At 35.8% G+C, this 24,448-nt stretch carries 26 protein-coding genes and 1 pseudogene; 14 read left to right on the top strand and 13 right to left on the bottom strand.

Going from position 1 to position 24,448, the window contains the following annotated elements; all coding sequences use genetic code 11:
* Positions 1-109: 109 nt before the first annotated feature.
* Genes ABXT71_RS11045 through ABXT71_RS11020 form a run of 6 tightly spaced genes read right to left on the bottom strand, consistent with a single transcriptional unit; the run spans position 110 to position 6,221 of the window.
* Positions 110-1,438 carry a DUF58 domain-containing protein gene (locus ABXT71_RS11045; RefSeq protein WP_415373106.1) on the bottom strand — a complete coding sequence of 443 codons (1,329 nt, stop codon included), beginning with the start codon at positions 1,436-1,438 and terminating at the stop codon, positions 110-112.
* 6 nt (positions 1,439-1,444) lie between these two features.
* Entirely contained in the window at positions 1,445-2,443 is a 999-nt protein-coding gene (locus ABXT71_RS11040) for an AAA family ATPase (RefSeq protein ID WP_415371413.1), read from the bottom strand.
* Entirely contained in the window at positions 2,430-3,653 is a 1,224-nt protein-coding gene (locus ABXT71_RS11035) for a DUF4350 domain-containing protein (RefSeq protein ID WP_415371412.1), read from the bottom strand. The genes ABXT71_RS11040 and ABXT71_RS11035 overlap by 14 nt, the downstream gene beginning before the upstream one ends.
* Positions 3,646-4,401: a DUF4129 domain-containing protein gene (locus ABXT71_RS11030; RefSeq protein WP_415371411.1), complete on the bottom strand. Its 756-nt coding sequence runs from the start codon at positions 4,399-4,401 to the stop codon at positions 3,646-3,648. Before ABXT71_RS11030 ends, ABXT71_RS11035 begins: the two co-directional genes overlap by 8 nt.
* Complete coding sequence (locus ABXT71_RS11025) at positions 4,394-5,272, bottom strand: hypothetical protein (protein WP_415371410.1); 879 nt, start codon at positions 5,270-5,272, stop codon at positions 4,394-4,396. Before ABXT71_RS11025 ends, ABXT71_RS11030 begins: the two co-directional genes overlap by 8 nt.
* Positions 5,250-6,221 carry a stage II sporulation protein M gene (locus ABXT71_RS11020; protein ID WP_415371409.1) on the bottom strand — a complete coding sequence of 324 codons (972 nt, stop codon included), beginning with the start codon at positions 6,219-6,221 and terminating at the stop codon, positions 5,250-5,252. The genes ABXT71_RS11025 and ABXT71_RS11020 overlap by 23 nt, the downstream gene beginning before the upstream one ends.
* A 33-nt stretch (positions 6,222-6,254) precedes the next feature.
* Here ABXT71_RS11020 and ABXT71_RS11015 point away from each other — a divergent pair, with 33 nt between their 5' ends.
* Both ABXT71_RS11015 and ABXT71_RS11010 read left to right on the top strand, forming a co-directional pair.
* Positions 6,255-6,977, top strand: coding sequence for an RDD family protein (locus tag ABXT71_RS11015; RefSeq protein ID WP_415371408.1), 723 nt, complete (start codon positions 6,255-6,257; stop codon positions 6,975-6,977).
* A 147-nt stretch (positions 6,978-7,124) separates the two neighbouring features.
* Positions 7,125-7,754 (top strand): trimeric intracellular cation channel family protein, encoded by a 630-nt coding sequence (locus ABXT71_RS11010; RefSeq protein ID WP_415371407.1) that lies wholly within the window; start codon positions 7,125-7,127, stop codon positions 7,752-7,754.
* Positions 7,755-8,114: 360 nt separating this feature from the next.
* On the opposite strand, the gene ABXT71_RS11005 is transcribed toward ABXT71_RS11010, so the two are convergent.
* Genes ABXT71_RS11005 through ABXT71_RS10995 form a run of 3 tightly spaced genes read right to left on the bottom strand, consistent with a single transcriptional unit; the run spans position 8,115 to position 10,789 of the window.
* A complete protein-coding gene (locus tag ABXT71_RS11005) occupies positions 8,115-9,221 on the bottom strand; it encodes a peptidylprolyl isomerase (RefSeq protein WP_415371406.1) in 1,107 nt (368 codons plus the stop codon).
* 7 nt (positions 9,222-9,228) lie between these two features.
* Positions 9,229-9,774, bottom strand: coding sequence for a gliding motility-associated peptidyl-prolyl isomerase GldI (gene gldI, locus ABXT71_RS11000; RefSeq protein ID WP_415371405.1), 546 nt, complete (start codon positions 9,772-9,774; stop codon positions 9,229-9,231).
* Positions 9,767-10,789 carry a DHH family phosphoesterase gene (locus ABXT71_RS10995; protein ID WP_415371404.1) on the bottom strand — a complete coding sequence of 341 codons (1,023 nt, stop codon included), beginning with the start codon at positions 10,787-10,789 and terminating at the stop codon, positions 9,767-9,769. Before ABXT71_RS10995 ends, gldI begins: the two co-directional genes overlap by 8 nt.
* Positions 10,790-11,166: 377 nt before the next feature.
* Here ABXT71_RS10995 and ABXT71_RS10990 point away from each other — a divergent pair, with 377 nt between their 5' ends.
* Positions 11,167-11,586, top strand: a complete 420-nt coding sequence (locus ABXT71_RS10990) for a nucleoside-diphosphate kinase (RefSeq protein WP_415371403.1) — start codon at positions 11,167-11,169, stop codon at positions 11,584-11,586.
* Positions 11,587-11,777: 191 nt separating this feature from the next.
* On the opposite strand, the gene ABXT71_RS10985 is transcribed toward ABXT71_RS10990, so the two are convergent.
* Both ABXT71_RS10985 and ABXT71_RS10980 read right to left on the bottom strand, forming a co-directional pair.
* A complete protein-coding gene (locus ABXT71_RS10985; RefSeq protein WP_415371402.1) occupies positions 11,778-12,137 on the bottom strand; it encodes a hypothetical protein in 360 nt (119 codons plus the stop codon).
* Positions 12,138-12,337: 200 nt separating this feature from the next.
* On the bottom strand, positions 12,338-12,499 hold the full coding sequence (locus tag ABXT71_RS10980; RefSeq protein WP_415371400.1) for a hypothetical protein: 162 nt from the start codon (positions 12,497-12,499) through the stop codon (positions 12,338-12,340).
* Between the two features lie 171 nt (positions 12,500-12,670).
* On the opposite strand from ABXT71_RS10980, the gene ABXT71_RS10975 reads away from it, so the two are divergent.
* The 8 genes and pseudogenes from ABXT71_RS10975 (at position 12,671) to ABXT71_RS10940 (ending at position 19,212) form a co-directional block, all read left to right on the top strand.
* Positions 12,671-14,848, top strand: coding sequence for a TonB-dependent receptor (locus ABXT71_RS10975; RefSeq protein WP_415371398.1), 2,178 nt, complete (start codon positions 12,671-12,673; stop codon positions 14,846-14,848).
* Between the two features lie 134 nt (positions 14,849-14,982).
* Complete coding sequence (locus tag ABXT71_RS10970; protein ID WP_415371396.1) at positions 14,983-15,396, top strand: DUF2141 domain-containing protein; 414 nt, start codon at positions 14,983-14,985, stop codon at positions 15,394-15,396.
* A gap of 35 nt (positions 15,397-15,431) precedes the next feature.
* Complete coding sequence (locus tag ABXT71_RS10965) at positions 15,432-16,061, top strand: hypothetical protein (protein WP_415371394.1); 630 nt, start codon at positions 15,432-15,434, stop codon at positions 16,059-16,061.
* On the top strand, positions 16,061-17,398 hold the full coding sequence (locus tag ABXT71_RS10960) for a 2TM domain-containing protein (RefSeq protein WP_415371392.1): 1,338 nt from the start codon (positions 16,061-16,063) through the stop codon (positions 17,396-17,398). Before ABXT71_RS10965 ends, ABXT71_RS10960 begins: the two co-directional genes overlap by 1 nt.
* A 96-nt stretch (positions 17,399-17,494) precedes the next feature.
* Positions 17,495-17,797 (top strand): 2TM domain-containing protein, encoded by a 303-nt coding sequence (locus tag ABXT71_RS10955; RefSeq protein ID WP_415371390.1) that lies wholly within the window; start codon positions 17,495-17,497, stop codon positions 17,795-17,797.
* Between the two features lie 3 nt (positions 17,798-17,800).
* Positions 17,801-18,118 (top strand): 2TM domain-containing protein, encoded by a 318-nt coding sequence (locus tag ABXT71_RS10950; RefSeq protein WP_415371388.1) that lies wholly within the window; start codon positions 17,801-17,803, stop codon positions 18,116-18,118.
* Between the two features lie 42 nt (positions 18,119-18,160).
* A pseudogene (locus ABXT71_RS10945) lies at positions 18,161-18,436 on the top strand (2TM domain-containing protein); the annotation flags it as partial.
* A 20-nt stretch (positions 18,437-18,456) separates the two neighbouring features.
* The gene (locus ABXT71_RS10940) at positions 18,457-19,212 is read left to right on the top strand and encodes a LytR/AlgR family response regulator transcription factor (RefSeq protein WP_415371386.1); all 756 of its coding nucleotides are present in this window, start codon (positions 18,457-18,459) and stop codon (positions 19,210-19,212) included.
* Between the two features lie 26 nt (positions 19,213-19,238).
* On the opposite strand, the gene ABXT71_RS10935 is transcribed toward ABXT71_RS10940, so the two are convergent.
* Entirely contained in the window at positions 19,239-20,447 is a 1,209-nt protein-coding gene (locus tag ABXT71_RS10935; protein ID WP_415371384.1) for an LETM1-related biofilm-associated protein, read from the bottom strand.
* A gap of 133 nt (positions 20,448-20,580) precedes the next feature.
* Between ABXT71_RS10935 and ABXT71_RS10930 the strand changes: the two genes are divergently transcribed.
* The 3 genes from ABXT71_RS10930 (at position 20,581) to ABXT71_RS10920 (ending at position 23,378) form a co-directional block, all read left to right on the top strand.
* Entirely contained in the window at positions 20,581-21,300 is a 720-nt protein-coding gene (locus tag ABXT71_RS10930) for a DUF4331 family protein (RefSeq protein WP_415371382.1), read from the top strand.
* A 30-nt stretch (positions 21,301-21,330) separates the two neighbouring features.
* On the top strand, positions 21,331-22,017 hold the full coding sequence (locus ABXT71_RS10925; RefSeq protein WP_415371380.1) for a hypothetical protein: 687 nt from the start codon (positions 21,331-21,333) through the stop codon (positions 22,015-22,017).
* Between the two features lie 68 nt (positions 22,018-22,085).
* Positions 22,086-23,378 (top strand): tetratricopeptide repeat protein, encoded by a 1,293-nt coding sequence (locus ABXT71_RS10920; protein ID WP_415371378.1) that lies wholly within the window; start codon positions 22,086-22,088, stop codon positions 23,376-23,378.
* A gap of 281 nt (positions 23,379-23,659) precedes the next feature.
* On the opposite strand, the gene ABXT71_RS10915 is transcribed toward ABXT71_RS10920, so the two are convergent.
* Entirely contained in the window at positions 23,660-24,448 is a 789-nt protein-coding gene (locus ABXT71_RS10915) for an anti-sigma factor domain-containing protein (protein ID WP_415371376.1), read from the bottom strand.

Raw genomic sequence — 24,448 nt, 5'->3', positions numbered from 1 at the left:
AATATGCAGTATAGAATATTGAGCACAGACTAAGTACTAGGGGGCAATGTGCTTGCTGTTAAAGTAAAAAATATAAGAAGTGTTATTTAAAGTAAAAACGCTGATTGACCTATAATAGCCCTCTCGCTTTAATTTCAAGATACTTATTAATGGTATTCACTGTCAAGTCTTCTGGTGCGGTCAGGATTGTTTGGATACCTCTTTTTTGAAGCTCGCGAACCATTAATTTTTTATCAAACTGAAATTGCTGTGCAATGGTTTGGTCATAAATTTCTGGAATAGATTCGGCCTTGCTGTCACCTAAGACTCTAAGTTCTGTATTTTCAAAAAAGACAACAACCAATACGTTTTTTTTGGCCATCGCCTGTAAATAGGGAAGTTGTCTATTTAATGAGGAGATATGTTCAAAGTTTGTGTAAAGCATTAATAGACTTCTGTGTGTAATACGTTGTTTTACAAATGCCTGTAATGCGCCAAAATCACTATCTAAAAATTGCGTGTTGGTATTATATAGCGCGTCAAGAATGTTGTTGAGATAGGTTTTCTTCGCAGATGCTGGTAGGTAGTTCCCAACTTTATGAGAAAAATCAAGGAGTCCTACTTTATCATTCTTCTTCAATGCTACGTTACTAAATGCCAGCGCTGCATTGATTGCATAATCTACTAACTTCAATCCCTTAAACGGCATTTTCATTACCCTACTGGTATCAATTATATTATAGACTGGTTGCATTTTTTCATCCTGAAATTGGTTTACCATCAAAGCTCCAAGCTTTGCTGTTGCTTTCCAGTTTACGTTACGTGCATCGTCCCCAACTACATAATCTCTTATTTGCTCAAATTCCATCGTCTGGCCAATGCGTCTTATTTTCTTTAAGCCGGCAAGACTCAATCTATTATCAATTGCAAGGAAATCGTATTTTTTCATCTGTATAAAAGATGGATATACTTTTACTAGTTGCTCGTTGTCAAAGACGTAACGCCTTCTAAATAATCTAATGGACGAAGAAACAAAACAATTCAAATTTCCGAAGTGATACTCCCCTCTTTCTACAGGGCGCACACTGTATTGAAAAGTTTGTCTTTGTTTCCCCTTAATACATATGGATTTAAAAAAGTCTCGCTTCTGAAATTGCACTGGCAACTCGTCTATAATGCCTACATTTATGGAAAATGCATATCTATTATCAAGCTGCACTAAAACCTCGTTAGGATCACTATTACTAAATTTCTCTGGCACAATTCTTTTTCCTTGTAAGCCCTTTCCGCTCCAAAGCATACTCGCTTCCATAAGTAAAAGCAAGCCAAAAGCGAGCACCATTAGCCACACAATGCCATAGATTTTGGGTTGCCAAAAGCTCACCAGAAAAACCAGAGATAGTAGGGCTAGCGCGTAAAAGAAGCGCGGAGTTAGATATAAAGATTTAAAGAATTTAATCAAAGCTTATCTTGGTATTTCTACAGATTGTGTTATCATTTCTATCACAGTTTCTGGTGTCATACCTTCCATTTCTCTTTCTGGTGAAAGTATGATACGGTGGCTTAGCACAGGTGCTAGCGTTTTTTTAATGTCATCTGGTGTTACAAAATCACGACCACTAATAGCAGCGTATGCTTTTGAAGCATTCATTATTGCTAGTGAAGCTCGAGGTGAACCTCCGAGGAAGAGGTGAGGGTGGTTGCGTGTCTTTTCAACAATCTGCGCGATGTAGGTAAATATTTTATCTTCTATTAAAATCTCCTGTACTTGTGCTCTAAACTTCATTAAATCTTCTGGAGTTAATACTCCTTCAATTTGGTCTTGCGGCATTACCTGTTTGCGGGTATGATGTGTTTTTAAAATAGTAACTTCATCTTCTAGTTTTGGATACCCCACTTTTATCTTAAATAAGAATCTGTCTAATTGTGCTTCTGGTAAAGCGTATGTTCCTTCTTGTTCTATTGGGTTTTGTGTTGCGAGCACCATAAATGGGTACTCCATCATATACCGATGACCATCCATTGTAATTTGGCGTTCCTCCATTACTTCAAACAGGGCCGCTTGTGTTTTTGCAGGTGCTCTATTTATCTCATCAATTAGGACCACATTAGAAAAGATAGGTCCTTTTTTAAATTCAAATTCCGAAGTCTTCATATTTAAAATACTAGTTCCTAAGACGTCACTAGGCATTAAATCTGGAGTAAATTGAATACGACTAAAACCTGTTTTTAATGTTTTTGCGAAGAGTTTCGCCGTAATGGTTTTTGCTATTCCGGGTACTCCTTCAATTAATACATGACCATTTGCTAAAAGGTTCACTATAAGCAGTTCAATAAAATCTTCTTGGCCAATAATGACTTTTGCCAATTGTTGCTTTATGGCAGCGACTGTTGTTGTTAATTCTTCTAGTGGGATGCGATTATTAAAATGAAGATCTTCATTTATTCCTTCAGGATTTGCCATCTGTTTGTTTTTTAAAATTTGAAATAGTTTTATATAATTCTTCTAGCTGCACTTGTGTGGTGCTTTTTGGGTTTTGATGTTGTATCGTTTCAATCATTGTAAAAACAGCTTTTGTGTCTTCTAGTGTGTTTCCGCTTCTAGCGGCTAAGGCCTTAAAGAAACGGTTGTCCGCCTTTTCTGTAGGCAATCGTAAACGTGTTCTAATAAACTCCGTAAAAAGATTAATTTGTTTCAAAGCTATTTTATGGTGCTCTTTTTTATCGAGGTACATTCCAGATATGGTCTGCGTATATTCAAAAGTTTTATTTTTTAAAGGCCTTACTATAGGGATACTGCGCTGTTTCCGTTTTCCTTCAAAGAGCACATACAACATGATTCCAATGAGCACTAAATAGTATGCCCATTTAAGATAGCGATTGGTAAGAATAGCTCTTAATGGAGAAATATTTATTTTCTTACCAGTCTTATAATAATTATCCCAAAGGAGTGTGTGATTCTTTGGGATGTATGACAATGCCTTTTCGCTAAGTTCTTTATTATGGTCAGATAGGAGCACAAAATTACTGAAGATCTCCGGCTGTAAGTGCAAATAGATTTTACCCTTTCCAAAGGGTGCTTCAATAAAATTAATATTAGGTTCTGTAATTTTTAGTGCGTCATCATAAATTTGAGCCTGTCCTAATACGGTTTGATTTAACGTATCGATTTCTTCAAAATAGTGAATGGAAAAATCTTTTTTTATTCGGTAGGCATCTTGAGATTTTAATTTTTTATTTGTAAAATTCAATAAAGGTTCACTACCCATATTATCAAACATATAATCTTCACCCGTTTCTAGAAGCAAGGTGTCGCTTATTTTTTTTGGAAGTGAAGAAGCTGAGATAAATAAATGATTTCCTTTTTTGGTCCATTTTAAAATGTCTTCAACTTCAGTGCGATCAAAATCTATTCTATTATTTAAAAAGAAATAGGTACCTCGGAGTGTTGAATCGCGTAACACTTCATAAGGTGGCCTGTCAACTTCAACAAAACGATCGCCCATTTCTTCTGAAAGCAAATCGTGAAGTACATAGGTTCCTAAAGGAATTTTATCAAGTTTACTATAGCTAGGAAACCAGCTTATCGTCTGCTTTTTAGTAGCCTCAGCATATACAAGAATTGCTAAAATCGCTATAAAACCAATGAATAGTATTTTCTGAAATTTAGACATCTGCTGTGGGTATGTTTTGTTCTAAATTCTTGAATAGCTGTTCTGCTTTTTGATAATCATTTTGAGTTACTTCAAAATTACCATACCAGATATAATCATAAATAGTTGTTATTTTTCTGAATCTAGTATTGAGGGAAGCTTCAGGAATTTCGTTGAAATATTCAGAATTTGTTTTATCAAATTCATAATCAATTAATTCGGCTTCGGTTAAACGTTTTAATATTAATAGATAGTAATAACGCACTGCCAATCTATAATCGTTATTCTTTAATGCTTTCTGGATTAGTTTTTCTATGTCTTTAGATCTGATGATTTCTTCATCTTCAGAAAAGAAAACACCTGCGCCATCTTGCGTGGCTAATATTGTGGAACCCGGATTTAATTTAATAACTAGCCAAATGACAAATACGATACAGCCTGCTAAAAATAGATAGGGCAGTACTTGGATAAGGATGGCTAAAAAAGTACTCCCTCGTACATCGCCAAAGAGCCAATACATAAAATCATTCCATACACGACTTGCCCAATCTTTAAAACGAGACCACCAGTTATCTTCAACGCTTTCATCATAATTGAAGGTGTCATTATTTTTATAATCTTTAATTTTAGAATTATCAAAGTGTACAGGACTCACCTCACTATCTACATCATGCTGCACTAACGCAGGTGATTCCACTTTCGTAGCGTCTTGCGGTTTAGCAAGTGCAACCGTAGTTGCAAGAAGCAGAATGTAAAGGGTTTTACGCATTTTCTTGCGGTGTGGTTCCTAAAGTATCTATCGTTTCAATAGTGCCTGTAAAGTTTTTCTTTTCGTTTAGATTGAAATATACAAAGGCCGTTGCAATCACTAATATTGATTGTAATAAATACTGCGCAATTAGAGAAATGGCATTGAGAGCAGTATACAACCAATCGAACATATCTACGGGATTTGCAGAAATAGTATCTATTGAAGCAAATGTATTTGCCATCGTATAAATAATAAGAGGGAGTTGAAATATTACATTTACGATATAAAAAATAATGTAGATCACAATATAAGTTGCAAAGGTAATCCACCATTCATTTTTTATAAATTTAAAACTATAACTAATCGTATCATCCACCGCTCTATTTTGAAAAACATGGATGGCATATGCAGTGCCTAGAGCTACCCCTGCATAAATACCAGGAATAACGCATAACATAAAACCGATACCGGCTATTATCCCAATAAGAAAACCTAATCCTATTAAACTCCAAAATTCAGAACGAACTCCATCATTTACCTCGGCTGGTATTACTTTACCATTGTTATTCACATAAGACTTAATATAATGAAGTACTGTACCATATAATAAGGAAAAGTAAGCTACCATTGCTAGCAACATTACTAAGACACTAATAACAGTGCTCATTGAAAAAGATTGGTTGGTATTAAATATGTCAAACGTGCCAAAACTACCCATGGCAGTTTGCGTGTAGATACTAGCCGCTACAACTAAAACAAACAATGCTGGCCCTGTAATTTTAAGAATTAAAGTACCTAGCGGCTTCCATTCTTCTCTAATAAATTTAAAGGTGTCTGTTATTATCTCTCCAATATCGCGTTGTTTTTTAAATTGTATTTTTTCGTTCATACTTTCGTTTTAATTGAATAGGATAAATTAGGTAATAGAAAATGATAAGTGTTAGTGAACTGCCAATAATAAGTATAGCAATCCAGTCTGGCATTTCAGTATGTCTTGTTACAAAACCTTCTAGAAAGCCGGCAAGAATAAAAAAGGGAATGGTGCTGATTAAAATTTTTACACCGCCTTTAGCACCTCTTACAAAAGACTGAAGACGTGTGTATGTGCCAGGAAAAAGTATACTATTACCAATCACGAGACCTGCACATCCGGCAATGATAATGACAGAAATTTCTATGGTGCCATGAATCCATATCGTGCGTACAGACTCCCAAAGTAAGCCTTCTTCATAAAAAAAGTATTGAAAAGAACCCAACATAATAGCATTTTGCATGAGTATGTAGAAGGTGCCTATCCCCAGTAAAATACCATAAGCAAAAGCCATCAGTGCGACTCTTATGTTATTAACGGTAATGCCCAAAAACATTTCTATCTCATTCATATCTTTGTACACCGCCATTGGGTCACCTTTTTCAATGTTTTCTAAGGTCATATTTACATAACCGTCTCCTAGGATAAGGCGAACAAAGTCGCCATCTGTTGCGGCACTATAAGCACCTACAATGCTAAATAATAAAAAAGTAAGAAATGTAATGAGCAGCTGTTTATGATATTGCGAGAAAAACAGCGGAAACTCCTTGGTGTAAAAAGAAATAAATCGAGATTTACTTTCTCTTTTAGTTTTATATATTTTTTGATGCGCTAATATAGATAGTCCATTTAAGTAGTGTAGCGTGTTGCTTCCTGGGTAAAATGTCTGTGCATAACTTAGGTGGTCTGTTACTTCTAGATAGAGTTCACTTAGTTCGTCAGGATTTATCTGAGCATTATTCTTAAGAACACTTTCAAATCTTAACCATTTATCCTTATTTTGCTTCGCAAAAGCAGCTTCGCGCATATGTGTAGAGTTTTTACCAAAGAAACATATTAAATGGACAAATTTCAAATTGAAACCGCTCAAAATGTAAACATTGTTCAAAATGTTGCCGGAGTGGGAGACCGTATATTGGCTTACCTAATAGATGCGGCTATTATGCTTGTTTATTATCTTATTGTTTTTTTGATGTTTATAGGGACTATAGACTCCTTAGGAGATAGTGCTACTTTTTTAATTTTTATGGTTATTTTACTTCCAGTCTTAGTATATCATTTGTTGTTTGAAATGTTCTGGGATGGAAAAAGCCCTGGAAAAGCAGTACTGAAAATGCGTGTTGTAAAACTAGATGGATCTAAACCTGCTTTCTCAAACTTCCTTTTGCGATGGTTGATACGCGTTATAGATATTAGTCTAGTGAGTGGTGCGGTGGCTTTAGTAACTATCTTGTTAAACGGAAAAGGACAGCGTCTAGGCGATATTGCAGCAAACACTACTGTTATTTCTGAAAAAACACACGTGGCTTTTTCACAAACAATTCTCACAGACATCCCGCAGGGCTATGTATCTAAATATCCTCAAGTAACCGTTTTTAGTGATGTCGAAATGCAAAAGATAAAACAGATTTATACTGAAAATAAATTCAAAGGGAATCATAATATTATTTTACGGTTATCGCATCGAGTGGCTAAAGTGATGGAAGTGGAGATGGATGAAATGCCTATTGCATTTATAGATAAAGTGATTAAGGATTATAATTATTTTACACAAAACTCGTAGCGTGTAAGATTATTTTGTGGAGTATAGCGCGCAGATCGCTTCACTTATGGAAAATAAACAGATCTATTATTCAATGAAAATCTATATAGTTCATATTCTATAATACATTTATTTTAACCTTTTTTCGTCAACCAAAATTTTAACAAAATGACAATAATCCTTATCATAGACATACTAGGTACGATGGCCTTCGCTGTTTCTGGAGCATTGATTGCTATGAAGAAGCGTCTCGATCCTTTTGGAATAGCGATTATAGCATTTGTAACTGCGATAGGTGGCGGTACATTACGCGATTTACTTATTGACGCAGACATCACGTGGATGCGTGATATGACATTTGTGTACGTCATTTTCGGTTCGACAATACTTGCCATTATTTTCAGAAAAAAATTACAATACGTGCGTCGATCTTTATTCTTGTTCGATACCATTGGGATTGCCTTATATACCATCGTAGGAGTAGAAAAAGGAATCGCGGCAGATTTCCCGTTTATTATTTGTATTTCGCTTGGTACTATTTCGGCATGTTTTGGTGGTGTGATACGTGATATCCTCTGTAATGAGATTCCTATTGTTTTTAGAAAAAACATTTATGCCACGGCCTGTATTTTTGGAGGGGGCGCTTACTTTTTATTAGAAAGAACACCGCTTTCAGAAGATATTGTAGTGTTTTTTGCTGGGGGATTAGTAATCCTTATCAGGATTCTAGCGGTTACTTTTAATTGGTCTTTACCTAATTTCTATCCAGAAGGTGATGACCAACAGAAGTTGTCCTAGAATGTGAATGCTTGATCACTGTGCACGCGGATATTTTCACAAAATCCATTGAGAAATTTGTAATTCAATTTAGATAAATTATTGAGTAGAATGTTCTCTATCATTTTTGAGTTTTTAGCTTGGAGTTCTTTGTGGTAAAAACAAGTGATAAAGACAATAAAATATCCAACGTTCTCGATATTACTCGCAAATATTTTCTAATTCCATCGCATTAGTCTAGATTAAATTATCATCGTATTTAATATGCTTTGATGTATTTAGCACCAAAAATATCAACACGTAATACCCACATAATATTTCCGCATAAAAAAATGTCCTGATAGCAATATCAGGACATTTCTATATAGAATATTAAGTTGCTTATTCTGGCTTCATTACTTCTGTAATCTCAAGTTCAAAGATAAGATCTTCATTTGCTGCAATGATAGGTGGATATCCTCTATCTCCATATCCTAGATGAGAAGGGATGTAAACAACTGTCTTATCACCAACAGACATATGTAATAATGCCTCTCTAAAACCTGGAATTAAACGCGCTTCTGTGCTATAGTCAGAGGGTACAGGCAGGTAACCGTCTGCAGCTTTTCTTGCTGGATCTACCGTCATAAACTCTTCTGCTACTTCTAGTCTGTTACTGTCAAAAAGTTTTCCGTCTGAAAAGTATCCTGCGTAGTTCATTTTAATTTTAGATCCTATTGCTGGCTTTTCTCCATCTCCCCTTTCTGTGTAGGCTATCTTAAGGCCAGATTCTAATATTTCTGCTTTTTCTAGCGCTTTGCTCAGATTCTTTAATGTCTTTACAGCAATCTTATTGATAGCTTCGGCTTTCTTCATTTTTTCTTTTTCAATCTCTTCCATTTCGTCTGTGAAAAGAGGAGTCTTCATACCACGTTCAATAATGTTTACAGTTTGCATTACGATTGGGTTAACCGGCTTGTCTCCTTGACCTGTTTCTACCATACCTAAAGCGTCTACAATATCTTGACCTATTACTACTTTACCAAAAACAGTGTGTTTTGAGTCTAACCAAGGTGTTGCCTTTAAGGTTACAAAAAACTGACTTCCGTTTGTTCCGGGTCCAGAGTTTGCCATCGATAGGATTCCTTTATCAAGGTGTGTTAATTCTGGATCAAATTCATCTGGAAACTTATATCCTGGGTTTCCTCCACCTGTTCCTAGTGGATCTCCACCTTGAATCATAAAATCTTTTATTACGCGGTGAAACGTAAGACTGTCATAAAATTTCTTGCCCTTATATTGATCTTCGACCATCCCGTTTGTTCCTTTTGCAAGCCCTACAAAGTTTGCTACCGTAAGGGGTGTTTGCTCTGCGTAAAGCTCTGCTACAAAAGTTCCTTGATTGGTTACAAACTCTGCGTAAACACCATCTTCAAGTTCTGGATATTGGCTCTGACAAGAACCAAGCGAAATAGTTAATACTAGTAATAGAAATGATAATTTTTTCATAATAAATTTATTGGGTTTTGTCTATTAATTTTAAAGTTACTGTACTCTTCACAGGAATGTTTGCTCCTATCTTATCTATGATGCCGTAATAGCCATAGGCCTTATGCGATGGAAATAAAAAGGTTACTTTCTCTCCCTCTTTCATCAACTTTAATCCTTGACGTATTCCGGTAATTAATTCTTGATTTGTTTGATCTACATAGTATTCTTGAATCCCATTCTCTTTTTCTGAAATGATCATATTTCCGTCGAGATCACTCACATCATAAGTAAACTGTATGCGATCCCCAAATTGTGGGCTAGCCCCCCCAATGGTGTCTTTTGTCTTATAAAAATACCAAAACCCGTTATCTGAAGTAATGTACTGCTGCGCTGGGTTAGAAGTCATAATAGCCGCTATTTGCGCTTCTTCTGCTTCCACTAGTTTTTTATTACGCTCAATAGAAGCATCAATAAATGTCCCCGAGTTTTGCTGTAACGGTTGTCGCGCTTCTGGACTTTTACAGCCCTGAAACAGTAATATAGAAAATAGAATGATAAGCAGTTTATGCATGTGCTAATAGCTGGTCTTTATATCGAGGCAATATACTAATAAAATAGCGAATGGTTTCTGTAAGATTTAGGTCGCTTTTTCCGCCAGCAGCGTTGTGGTGACCTCCTCCATGAAAATGCTCGCGACTTACTAGATTTACAGAAAAGTCTCCTTTACTACGCAATGACATTTTGATAATATTGTCTTTTTTATGTTCGATAAAGATGGCTGCAAAAATAATACCTTTTATAGATAATGCATAATTTACAAAGCCTTCGGTGTCTCCTTTTTTAAATTGGTTCTCGTCCAGTTCTTTTTGACTTAATGTAATATATGCTGTTTTATACTCTGGAAGAATGCGCATATTTTTAAGCGCAACTCCTAATAATTTCAGACGTTCTGGAGAACTTGAGTCATAAATATTTTCGTGAATTTCGTGATGCACGGCACCGGCATCCATCAAACCCGCAATCACTCTATGCGTAGTGGCTGTAGTACTTGCAAACCTAAATGAACCTGTATCTGTCATAATCCCGGTATACATATTTGTTGCCATTGCTTCAGAAATATGCTCCAATTGACCCATTGCTTCTATAAAATGATACACCATCTCACAGGTAGAACCCATCGCGGTATCGCTGTACGTTAACACGGCGTAATCACTTGGGGATTCGTGATGATCAATCATAATGTAATCTGCAGTGGCTTGATTTAATGCATCTTCCATACTCCCCACTCTAGTAAAAGAATTAAAATCTAAAGTACAAATAATATCTGCGTCTTTAATCAACTGGTTTGCTCGCTCAACCTTTTGATTATAAATAAGGATATCTTCTGAAGCTGGCATCCATTTCAGGAAATCTGGAAAATCATTTGGTACGATTACTTGTGTGTCGTGTCCTTGGCTTTTCAGTAATAAAGATAGGGCAGATGTGGACCCTACGGCATCACCATCTGGATTTTTGTGACCTACGATTACTATCTTTTTAGGGGTTTCAAGAAGACTTTGGGCAATTGCTGTTTGTGCTTTATTCATATGAGCGAAGATACAATTTAGGGAGTGAAAATTCTTGTATAATTTGTGAAATTGATATATTATCCCCCACCTACATTCAACGTATTTTAGTTAAGAAATTATGAAAAAATTTTTTAATTTTTTATAAGTTATTGCGTCGGCGAGCGGTTCTTGTTCTGCTCATAAAATGATAATAAAAGGAAATAAAGAAGTGGTTATATCAACTTACTTTTGGTTAATCTCAAAATGCTTACTACAAAAGGTGGGGCTAAAGTAAATGGTGTGAATAAGCAGTCGGTCTTGCAGCTTTGCATTATCAAAGTAATATTCCATCAAAAATAAATCGTTGCATATCTAACATAAAGGCTTATTTTTGCAAAAAATTTAAAAACACTCTTATGAGAACAGATAGAACATTTACAATGTTAAAGCCAGATAGTGTTGAGAAAGGACACATTGGTGCAATTTTAGAAAAAATAAACGCTGCCGGTTTTAGAATCGTAGCTTTAAAAGAAACTCAAATGACAACAGCAGATGCTCAGGCATTTTACGATGTGCATAACGAGCGTCCATTTTTTGGCGAACTTGTTGAGTATATGACAAGAGGTCCTATTGTAGCTGCTATTCTTGAGAAAGATAATGCTGTTGAGGATTTCCGTACGTTGATTGGTGCTACTAATCCAGCAGATGCTGCAGATGGAACCATCCGTAAATTATATGCTGCCTCTATAGGTGAGAACGCTGTTCACGGAAGTGATAGTGATGAGAATGCTGCTATTGAAGGTGCATTCCATTTTTCTGGAAGAGAGATGTTTTAAGAACATTTGACAATCTTAAAAACTGTGTTCTGCTTTTGCAGAATGCAGTTTTTTTATTTTATTGAATTAGTAAGAAGTAAGATCGTCCAACAAGTCTAACAGAAAAAAGAAAGAAAATGTGCTTTACACAATCCTTTTTAATAGTGCTCAACACTAGATTTAAACAGGGATAAGTCTTTCTTCTATTTTTCCTACTCCACTTTAACTTTAATTGGCCCGCCATTAGAGACCCAAGAGCCTCCTACCTCGTCTATGTTGACGTCAAGCTCGTCTGTAGTGTCTATGCTTTTAAGATTTACTTTAAGCTCTTCAGAGGTATCAATGCCTTTTGTATTAATATTCATCTCATCATAGGTGTTAATGTCTACAATACGAACATCCATCACTTGATTAGGAGACACTGGTACTAAATGATATTCTACTTCTAGAGTTTCAGGCGTGTTAGTTGTTGCTTGGGCAGACGGTATGATGTCAAGTGTTTGGATGACATTAATAGAAAGACAAACGGCAATCACCGTTAAAATAGTTTTTGTGTATGTATCTGTTTTCATAAGAACTTGGTTTTAATATTTAAGATTAGAAGCTTTTTTTCAACAGGTTATGAATGCTTCTTATTTTTTGTTTGCCATAGGCGCTGTTAGCTATGTATGAAGCACCACTGGATCTAAGGTATCACCTTCATGAAATTTACACATTCGCATTGCTTTTGTCTTGCCTTCGTGTGTGTTTGTGAGCACATTTGCCTCATCTTTTAAAAACACCCTTTGTGAAACCAGATCTCGAAATGGTTGTTAAAGCTCAAAAAGCCAATCACTATTTTCTTTGCCAACACAAGGGCATGTGCGCTCCATTTAATGGTTTCGTTGAGTTCGCTTTCCTGTAAAACAGCTTCTACTTTTTCTGAAACAGTCATAACATTTATGTTAATGAATTGAAGATACTTTTTATCACTAGAAAAGATGATAATAAAATGTGAAAATTTGCTTTGACGGTTCAGTCAAAGCTTTCAACAGTTGGGTGCAAATTATTTATTTCAGAAAAGTTCTTTCCTCAAATTTGTAGTAGATTTATAAAACCAAATGTTATGACCTTAACCTATCAATCACTTCCGAAGTTTTCTATACTTGGCATATGCTGCTTGTTATTTAGCTTTAGGGCGCAAGCCCAAACTACCGTTTCTGGAATTGTTACAGAAAAGAACGGAAAACCTATACTAGGGGCAAACGTTTATCTAGACGGAACCTATGACGGAGCCACATCTGGCATTAACGGACTATATAGTTTTACAACAGATACGACAGGATCACAAACGCTGGTGGCAAGCTTCGTGTCTTTTGAGACCATTAGTGTTACAGAAGATGTAAGTACTTTCAGTAATTATAAGGTAATCTTAAAAGAAGACGTTAACTCGCTTGATACGGTAGTTATATCTGCAGGAACTTTTGAAGCAAGTGACAATGGTAAAGTATCTGTTTTAAAACCCTTAGACGTTGTGACAACTGCAAGCGCCTTAGGTGATTTTTTAGGAGCATTACAGACCTTACCAGGGACAACTACAGTAGCAGAAGACGGAAGATTGTTTGTAAGAGGTGGAGATGCAAACGAAACCCAGATCTTTATTGATGGATTAAGAGTTTTTAGTCCCTACACACCAACGACCGCAAATACACCTACCCGCGGGCGATACAGCCCGTTTTTATTTGATGGGATTACTTTTAGTACAGGTGGTTATAGTGCAGAATATGGACAAGCACTTTCATCTGTTTTACTATTAAACACTATTGACGAGCCGGATCAGGAAAAAACAGAAATTGCACTAATGACTGTTGGCGGCGGAATAGGAAACACACAAAAATGGGATACGTCTTCTTTAAGTATCAATACCTCTTATGTCAATTTAGCTCCCTATGTTGCGCTTTTGCCAGATAGAAATGAATGGCAAAAACCTTTTGAATCTTTGTCTGGAGAAACAGTATATAGACACAAAATAGGTGACGGACAGCTGAAAGCCTATGCCGCTTTTGATACTACTAATTTTAGATTGACAATAGAAGATATTAATGAAGTAGACGGAATACGGTTTGGATTAAAAAACAATAATTTTTATTCTAACCTTAGTTATCAAGCACCATTAGGAAATAAGTGGCGATTGTTTACGGGTGGGAGTTATACCTATTCAAATAACAAAACAGATTTTGATACGGCTTCTATTGACAGTGATGAAAAGTCTATACACGTGAAGGCAAAGCTGCGCAAGAGTTTTAATAGTAAGTTTAAATTAAGTTTTGGTGCAGAGCAGTTCATGACAGATTATGATGAGCGTTTTGACACGCCATTTGCCAGCGGAAAAATAGGCTATGATAATAATATATCTTCCATATTCACAGAAGCTGATTATGTGTTTAGTAGAAAATTTGCAGCGAAGGTTGGTCTGAGATCTAGTTACAGCCAGATTTTTGACGAAGTTACCGTTGCCCCTAGAATTTCGTTAGCCTACAAAACGGGCAAGAATAGCCAGCTTTCAGTAGCTTACGGTGACTTTTATCAACAACCACAAAGTGTCTATTTAAAGTATACACAGGAACTAGAGGCGGCAAGAGCGCAACATTATATTGCTAATTACCAGTTTAGGGCAAATAATCGAATATTCAGGGCAGAACTTTTCAGAAAGGAGTATGATAACCTGGTGACATTTACAGATAAAATAGCGTCTTTTGACAGTGACTATGGTACAGAAGGATATGGCTATGCAAAGGGATTAGATATCTTTTTTAGAGATAACGAAACGTTTAAAAATATGGATTATTGGGTTAGTTATTCGTACTTAGATAGTGAACGCGAATACCTTAACTACCCCACGGCAGCCACACCAAATTTTGCAAACACACATAACGTATCTGTAGTGGCAAAATACTGGATAGAAGACTGGAAGAGCCAAGTAGGTTTCAGTTTTCAACATGGAAGTGGTCGCAGTTATACAGACCCTAATTTGGGTGGGTTTTTAAATCAGCAAACAAAGGGATACTATAACTTGAGTGTGAATTGGGCCTATTTACTGTCTGAGCAACAGATTCTTTATTTTTCGATAAATAATATTACAAATTTTAAAAACGTAAACGGCTATCAATATGCCGATACGCCAAACCCTATGGGTGATTTTAATAGAAGAACACTGCGACCAGCAGCAGATCAGTTCTTCTTTGTTGGATTCTTTTGGACGATAAGTGATGATAGGTCTGATAATCAACTTGATAAGCTTTAGGGTTTGGTGTGCATTCGCTGGTGCTAAATACTGGGTATGACATTTCAGCAATCAAAAATGACAGTTGGGTAGAAATGATTTTAAATAGGAGGGTAGATGCTCCATCTTTGTATGAACATAAAACTAAATAAATTATGCAAACAGTACTTACATATTTCGCTTTAATTTTTGCAGGGATGATTTCTGCACAAAATTCGATTACCGTAACGATTTTAAATCTTGCATCGAATAATGGTAAAGCGATGATTGCCCTTTATAATAGTGAAGCTTCGTTTCTGGGAGATCCAGAGCTAGGTTCAATTGAGGTAATTACCGCTCAAACTGCAACGGTTACTTTTAATGATGTTCCGGCTGGGGTATATGCCATCTCTGCGTTTCACGATGAGAATGAGAATCAAAAATTTGATATGATTTTAGGGCTATTCCCTAAAGAAGATTATGTAAACTCTAATTATGCAGAGGGAATGTTTGGGCCACCCACTTGGGATGATGCAAAGTTTACGCTCGAAGACGAACCATTATATTTCAATTTAAAAATGAATAACTAAACCGCCAGTTTAAGATTAAATAAACACATAACATTATGAAGACAATTATCTATCTCTGTCTAGCACTTTTTGCGCTAAGCGCCGTTGCTCAATCTCCATACGATACTGGTATGAAAAAAGCATTTGACCTTTGGGGCGAGAATAAAATGGTAGAGGCATCAAATCTTTTTGAACGTATTGCTACTGCAGAAAAGGAAAACTGGATTCCTGTATTTTTTGTATCTCAAGTAAATGTGATTAAAAGTTTTGGGGAAACAGATCCTGCGGTACTAAAGGCACAAATGGACAAAGCGCTTGACTTTTTAAATCAATTAAAAACACTCACGGAAGATGACAACCCCTATGTAAAAATTTTAGAAGGACAGTATTACACCGCTTGGATTGCATCTGATGGGATGAAATACGGGATGAAATACGCGGGAAAAGTGAGCACATTATATGCAGAAGCATTGTCGTTAGCACCAGAAAACCCTATTGTAGTTTTTGGAAAGGCAGAATGGGATGCTGGAACTGCAAAATATTTTGGTCAGTCTATGGAGCCTTTTTGTAAAGATGTGCAGAGAGCTATAGATTTATCTGATAACTTTGAACCAGAAGGAGCATTCTATCCTAGTTTTCAAAAAGAGAGAGCACTTGAGTTTATAGAAGAAAATTGTAAAGAATAATGAACAATAACCTGCGTAAGTTAATTCAGTCTTTTTTAATAGGAGTAGTTATTTTCCTAGTCCTTGGTCTGTATGAGTATCTGTCAAACGGCTGGCGGCCATCAAGTAGTGCGGAGGTATTAAGGCAGTTTGGCTTTAATCAACTCTATGCGGTGGGCTTATATATGGCCAATGATACTGTGATTAACTATTTAATACGAACGCACGGCGTAGATTTATTTAAATTTAAAAATTTATTAAAAGGGGTACTTGGTGGTATTGTTGCTACGATCAGTACGATGTTTTTAATCCGAATTTTTATCGGCTGTATCGTTTATGGTAGAAGCTTGAGCGAATTTGTAAGCAGTGAGCATTATTCATATTACACCATAGGCTTTACCATCTCTGTCATAATATCTTCCATCTTTTACTTTCTGTATTATTATAAACATAAACAAGATAATCGCCTCAAGGAACAAAAGATTATAGCTGGGGTTGCTTCGGCGCAATTTGATGCTTTAAAGAACCAACTTGACCCTCATTTTCTATTTAATAGTTTAAACGTACTGACAAGCTTAATTGAAGAAAACCCTGTTGCTGCTACTAAGTTTACTACGGCCTTGTCTAAAGTATATAGATATGTTTTAGAGCAAAAAAACAAAGAATTGGTTACCATAGAAGAGGAACTCAAGTTTGCTCACCTGTATATTTCGCTTCTAAAAATGCGCTTTGAAGACAGCATTGTTTTTACAAGTCCAGAAACGTTATTGAACCCAGAAGGTAAAGTAGTGCCGCTAGCTTTACAGTTGTTATTAGAGAACGCCGTAAAACATAATCAAGTAACACCTTCCAAAAAATTATACATAACTGTTACCGAAAGTAAAGGGTCCCTAACAGTCACCAATAATCTACAAACGAAGCAAACATTAAAAGAGAGCAGTGGCGTAGGGCTAAGGAATATTAAACAGCGGTATGCTATTTTAACTTCGGAAAGCGTGAAGATTGAACATACGGAAGAGACCTTTAAAATCTCTATCCCGATTATCATGCAAGACATTAAAATTATGAAAACACAAGACACCTACATTAGCGAAAAACGCTATGAGAATGCACAAGAACAGGTGAAAAAGTTAAAAGGCTTCTATGCACATTTAACCATCTATCTTCTTTTTGTACCTCTATTTATATATCTTAATTTCCAGTCTAACGCGGGATTCCCTTGGGCACTATTTCCTATTTTTGGGTGGGGCTTTGGTGTTGCAGGACATGCTTCAGAAACCTATGATTGGAATCCATTTTTCAGTAAGAATTGGGAGCAACGAAAAATTAAAGAATTGATAGATAAAGAAGATGAATAACAATTCGTCCAGAAGATTCTACAGTTGAGAACAAACAAATTTATAAACCTATAAAACCATAGTATCTTTAAGGTATCAAACAATAATACAACTATTATGAAACCTATAAAAAAAGACGACGCTTACTATAAAGCAAAAGATCAAGTAAAAGAAATTAAAAAATTCTACACCAGTTTAATGAGTTATGTAGTTTTTATCTCGCTGCTTGCAGGACTTAATTATTATATAAACGAGTTTAGAAGTCCTTGGTTTTTATGGGCTGCATTTGGTTGGGGAATAGGTCTTGGTTTTCAAGCAGCAAAAGCATTTGAGTGGAATCCATTTTTTGGAAAAGACTGGGAGGACCGCAAGTTAAAACAACTTATGGATGAGGATAAGGATTCTAATTTAACAAAATAAGCGATGCAAATTCAAGACGATAAAAAGCTAGCGCGAGCTAAAAAAAGAATCGAAGATATTAAAGGCTTTTATTCGCATTTAACGATTTATATTTTAGTTAATTTATTTATACTTTTTGCAAGTACTCGATTTTTTAGCGAGTTTAGTATCGAGGGACAAGGGTTTTGGAAATATTTTTCGACACCTGTATTTTGGGGAATAGGATTACTCATTCACGGATTGGCTTTATATGTACCCACATTTGGTTTTGTAAAAAATTGGGAAGAACGTAAAATGAAAGAATTAATGGATAAGGATACAGACTTCAATTTAAAAAGATAAGCAATGAATAGTTAAGGTGATAAAAAATTAGAACGGGCTAAAAAAAAGGTGAAAGCCATAGAAAGATTTTACACACATCTCACAATATTTATTCTTGTCAATCTATTAATATTCTCTGGAAACACAAGTTTTTTTACTGAGTTTATCAATGATCAATTTTGGTTTTGGAGGTATCTTTCTTCTCCTGTATTTTGGGGAATAGGATTATTAATTCTCGGAGTATCGGTGTTAATGCCCTCACTCGATTTAGTAAAGAAATGGGAAGCTTGCAAGATGAAGGAGATCATACAAAGGGATAACAGGAATATCAAGTATTAAAATTTCAGAAGCAATAACAAATGAATGTATTAATAATAGAAGATGAAAGGCCCTCTGCACGCCGGTTGCAACGTATGCTGGAGAAACTAGATGTAACGGTAAACCAGCAGTTACATAGCGTAGAAGAGTCTATTGACTGGTTTTCTAATAATGAGCAACCAGATTTGATTTTTCTGGATATACAGTTAAGCGATGGCTTGTCTTTTGAGATTTTTGAAACCATAGACATTCGCTCGGCCATCATTTTTACGACCGCTTTTGATGAGTATGCTCTACAGGCGTTTAAGTTAAATAGTATCGATTATTTATTGAAGCCTATAGACGAGGATGATCTAGAGATCGCGGTCAAAAAGTATCGTGAATTTAGCCCGAAAAAACAACGGCTTCAGGTAGATTTTGAAGATATTAAAAAACTATTGATCAATCCAGTAGAACGCGAATATAAAAAACGATTTACCACAAAGATAGGACAGCATATAAAGATGATTCCTATAGACGAGATTGAATGTTTTTATTCAGAAAATAAAGGGACGTATGCACATACTGTTGAAGGTCGGAATTATTTACTTGATACTACCTTAGAGCAACTGGAGGGGGAAATATCACCAGAAGTGTTTTTTAGAATTAGTCGGAAATATTATATAAATGTAAACGCGATTAAAGACATTATATCTTATACCAATTCTAGATTAGAGCTAAAATTAAACTCCTATACAGAGCAGCCTGTCATTGTTGCTCGAGAGAAAGTGAAAGACTTCAAGTTCTGGCTAGAGTAGTACCAGGTTTGCAATTAATATGATCCTTACTTTTCTATTCTATTTTCATTAAAAGCGGACGGGAGTAATTTTGGGATTAATTTTATAAGGAGTGGCAGTAACAAAGAGCCACCAGGAATAATAAAAATAGTAAGTGAAGGAACCGTTTTGCAAATATCTAATAATTGTTCTTTCACTTTTTTCTTTTCTTCCACATTAAGATCGCGCAAGGTAGATTGACCCAAAAGCAGCACTAACTCTTTGCTTTCTAATAATTCTTTTAAAATACGATCTCCGTTTTTAAGAATAAGCACCTTAACGGTTCTGTATGTTTCTTTATAAAAATGTTTTACTGGGTTTGCGTAATTAAACAAACGTACTTTCTTGCCATACGTTATTTTAAACCGGTGTAAGTCTTCTATGTTTTCTAAAATATCAATCTCATCAATAGCGAGTTCTTTAGCCATCAAATATAGGAAGGACAATTCTGAACTGTCTATTTCTTTATCATCGAATATAGCCAATAGGCAAAGGTTAATAAGCTGCTTTTTTAAAATATTATTTTCCCTAATAGTAGCTGAGAGTTTGTGATATTCAGACTTGATTAAATTTTGGTCTGAAGGTATCGCAGTAAAGGTGTCCTTAAATAGGGTAACTATATTTAGATCATATTTGGTTTTATGCTGCTTCGCGTTTAATGCCACATAACTTACCTTGTTATATAAGAATTCTAAATGTGCATAGGATTCAGGATCGCCTTCGGGTTCTCTTATAAACGCGTAAAATGCGATGATATCAATACTCACTAAGATATAGGTAAAGAAGGTGGAAGATCCTTTTTTAATGATGGGGTTAGACTCTTGTAATCTCGCGGCTAGAATTGCCTCAACGTTAGATGCGATGTCTCTAGAGAATTTGATTCTAGAGAAGATACCCTTCTTCCCTTTATTATTTGATTTATAGAACTTTTCAATAGAAGGCAGTGCATCTTCTATGCTTTTTTGAGGATGATATTCCTTATAGATGAGTATTAATGCGGTAAAAAGATTGACCTTGGTATAGTCATCAATGCTAAAGGAATTGCTGTTTATCCCGGGAAGAAGTGCTAGTTGACTTGACACGCCATAAAAGAATCCAGTTTGTACAAGTAAACGATATAAATCTATTTCCTGATTATGTTGCGTCTCACTTTGAGTAACAGGTAATAAACTTATATATTTGTGAATCCAGCCAGAACTAGCAGGGTTTATGACCATTTTTTAGTGTTTTTAGAGCATCTTACAACTGGTTGTAAATATACATTAACATATAATTAGCGACGTAGCGGAAACCAAGATAGAGTTTTCGGCGTATCTAAGATATAACTTAAGATTAATTTAAAACATAACTATGAGAAAAATGAAATTATTTGGGGTAGTATGCGCAGTGCTTTTAGCTTCGGCGAGCTTTTTCCTTACTTCAGCAGATCACATTGATGCACCAGGAGTAGCCTCAACTACATCTGACCTTGCAGATTTATATGCGTTTGAAGGAGACAATCCTAATAACACTGTATTAATTGCGACTGTTCAAGGGCCTTTAAATCCTGGTGATGTTACCGCAAACGCGGCATTTGATGAAGATGTAGTAATCCAATTTAATATTGACAACGACGGAGACTTTGTAGAGGATTTAGTAATTCAAGCTGTTAAGCGTGGAGATTCTATGTATGTTTTTGGACCTGTAGTACCTACAGCAGTTGGGTTAACTGGACAAATAGAAACTTCTGGACCAATGCGAAGTGTACGTATTTCTACATCTGACGATTTACAAATTACAACAGAAGATGGTATCTCTATTTTTGCCGGACCACGAAGAGATGGTTTTTTCTTTGATTTTAATAGATTCAATATGGTAATCTCAGGAGCAGTTGCACCAGCAGGGTTTTTACCTCCAGGAGAAGCTTCAGATTTCTTTGAAGACTTAAATGTTTTAGCGGTAAGTGTTGAGGTTCCTAATGCAATGTTAGGTACAGCACCAACGCATGTAGCTGTTGCGGCTGGATTGTTTCCAGAAGGAGCTTTGCCAGATGCATACAATGTATGGGTAACTACAAAAAGGAAGCAGTAATAATTACTAATAAAATTTAAAAAGACACATATGAAAACATATAAATTTCCAATATATATCCTTGCTATCTGTGCTGCATTAACTTTTGTAGCCTGTGGTAACGAAGACGATAACGTAATTGAACAAGTAACTTGTGATGATGGAATCCAGAATGGTGATGAAGAAGGTGTAGATTGTGGTGGTTCTGCTTGTGTACCTTGCGTTACAGCATTAGATTTTTCTGGTGACTATGTACAAGAAGATGCTATGGGACGTCCAGGGATCAATACCGTATTTAATGATAATGACAGTGATAAAAATGCTTTTAACGTAACGCTTCACGCTGACAGAACTGGTTTTGCCCAGAAGTTTGATGATAGATTAGAATTTTATCACGACGTTTATGCAGCTTCTTTAGATCTAGAAGCAGATGACATTAATTATGAGACAAACATCTTAGGACTTGATAGACCTACTTTTGCTTTTGTGTTAGCTAATACAGATGCATTACAAGTAGCACCAAACGGTACTACAACATATTATGATGGTACTAATGCTTTAACTGGTAGAACTATTAATGATGATGTTATTGATATCTCACTTACATTAATGTTTGGTGGTGAATCAGGAACTCGTTTTGACGGTAATAACGATACACCTCAATTGACTTCGGATGGAGTTGGTTTTGGAGACAGAGTAGTAGGTGCTTTCCCTTATTTAGAGACACCTAATAATTAATATTTTTTCTTAATTTAAAAAGAAAAGGGCAAGCGATTGCTCTTTTCTTTGTTTAAAAAAGAATTACCATGAAAATGATAAAACAAATTTGCTTGCTTATCCTACTAAGCTACGCATGCTTTTCTTGTGATTCAAACGAGGACAGAGAGCCAATAATAACCAGTGCAGATTATAATGTTTACTTAGACAGCAGCAATGAAAGCTACCTAAGTGCAAAAAAGAACAACCAGTTTTGGTCAAAAAGACTTGCGCAAGATAGCAGTGGTGTAGGAGACCTAGGACCTTTGGCCGGCACATACACAGCGATGTTTATGGCATCTGGTGATGTGGCTTATTTAAAAAATGCAGAAGCCCTATATAAGAAAGCCATTAGTATATCAGCAACCAATAAAGATGGCTACACTCGTAGCTTAGCCCAAAACTATATCTCTCAACATAGATTTAAGGAAGCACAAGAAATACTGGAGCTAATCTATGCAGGACCCACTAATAAAAGAGTCACGGAGTTACAACTCTTTGACACCTATATGGAGACTGGTAATTTTGACAAAGCTTTTGAAAATTTAGAGAAGGTAAAGAACACAAGTGATTATCAATATTTAATACGTCTCGCGAAATGGAGCGATCATCGAGGTGATCTGGATGCCGCTATAAAATATTTAGAAAAAGCAAAAGTGATTGCTGAGTCTGGCGGTTTGAAACCACTTAAAATATGGACCTATACTAATCTAGGAGATTTTTATGGGCACGCTGGGAGAATAAATGAAGCTTACGAGATGTATCTTAACGCATTAGCTATGCAACCAGATAATGCCTACGCAAAAAAAGGCATCGCATGGATTGCATATTCTTATGCACACGACACAGAAGAAGCTAAAAGAATTTTGAATAAGATTATGGAATCTCATAAGGCGCCAGATTATTACCTTCTGAAAGCAGAAATTGCAGAATATGAAGGCAATAATACGGAGATGGAAGAAAATCTTGTATTGTTTAAAGAGGCGGAAAGCGACCCTAATTATGGTGCTATGTACAACACTTACTTTATAGAATACTATTCAGAGACAGCCCCTAAAAAGGCGCTGTCTCTAGCGGAACAGGAAGTCTTAAATAGAGCCACACCAGCGACATATCATTTGCTAGCCTTAGCTCAATTAAAAAATGGAATGAACAAGGAAGCCCTAAAAACTATAGAAACGTATGTTATAGGAAAGACAAAGGAACCAATGTCTTTACTTCACGCCGCATATGTATTTAAGGCCAATGGTCAAGTAGATAAAGTGAAGCAAATTAAAAAGGAGCTAGAAGATGCGTCTTTTGAAATTGGTCCAATTTTAACACAAAAAGTCCAGTCTTTATAAAACCATACTAGAGATTGTTACCGAAGTATTAGTGAATAGTAGTATTGAATACTACCAGTTTTTTCAGAGTTTTTTAGAGGATACCCTGCAATTACTTGCAGGGTATTTTACATGGTTCGTGTTTTATAAAGCTCATAAGACCCTGAACATATAAATGATTGTTTAGCGTCTCTAAGAATGGAGCGATAGCCTAACACATTACTTAAAGCACGTTTGGGATACTACAAAAAATATCGTCTAGATTTCTCTAAACGATTTTGTATAATTTCTGAAATATTATCTTAAGGAATGACGGTTCCTAAGGTGTATAATTGTGAAAGATTAGGAGATTCACTTCCGCCTTTAGGCTCTAACGTGATTCCAAAAGCTTGAGTTTCTGGAACATTTTCAAATTTATAAACACGATTCTCATTTGATATTGCTGTCATAGCGTTAATCAGACCCATACTACTGTGTGTTAGCGGTCTCATAATTAATGACCAAACTTGATATTCTTTACCTGCTGGAGCTTCTTGTAAACCTGAAGCATCTACAAAAGCAACTCCTTCTTTAGCGTTGAAATAGACCTTAACAAAAGCATTTGGTGCTACTACTTGATTTCCTGGTAATGAAATAGCTTTATATTCCTTATCTCTAACAATGGCAAGTACGTCAGAAGCTTCCTCCAGTGATTTTTGTGCAGCAGCTTTATCTTCTTTTAATACAACATTCTGCGTATTGACAGTATTAAAGTAATCTTGTACGTTATTCTTTTCATTTATAGTCCAAAATAATCCTACCATACACGCCACTGCTGCGGCCCATCCTATGAACGCGGTCCAATTAGTAGTCTTTTCTTGTGATAAATATCTTACCCCATTTGTGGTGCGTATAATATTGGTCCATATTTTCTTAGAAATAGGAGGTGCTACCGCTGCTCCTAATGTAATAAGGGTACGTTCTATTTTTTCAACTTCAAGTTGAATCTCAGGATTATTCTTGATCAAGGCAGTTATCGCATCCCTTTCCGCTAGCGGAAGTGAATCTGTCACATACAATTCAAGGTTTCCAGATGTTATAAGTTCATCCAT

The organism is Patiriisocius sp. Uisw_047 (assembly GCF_047730165.1).
Classification (GTDB): Bacteria; Bacteroidota; Bacteroidia; order Flavobacteriales; family Flavobacteriaceae; genus Patiriisocius.
Note: the sequence above shows the minus strand (reverse complement) of the source record. Positions and strands in the feature narration are given on the sequence as shown.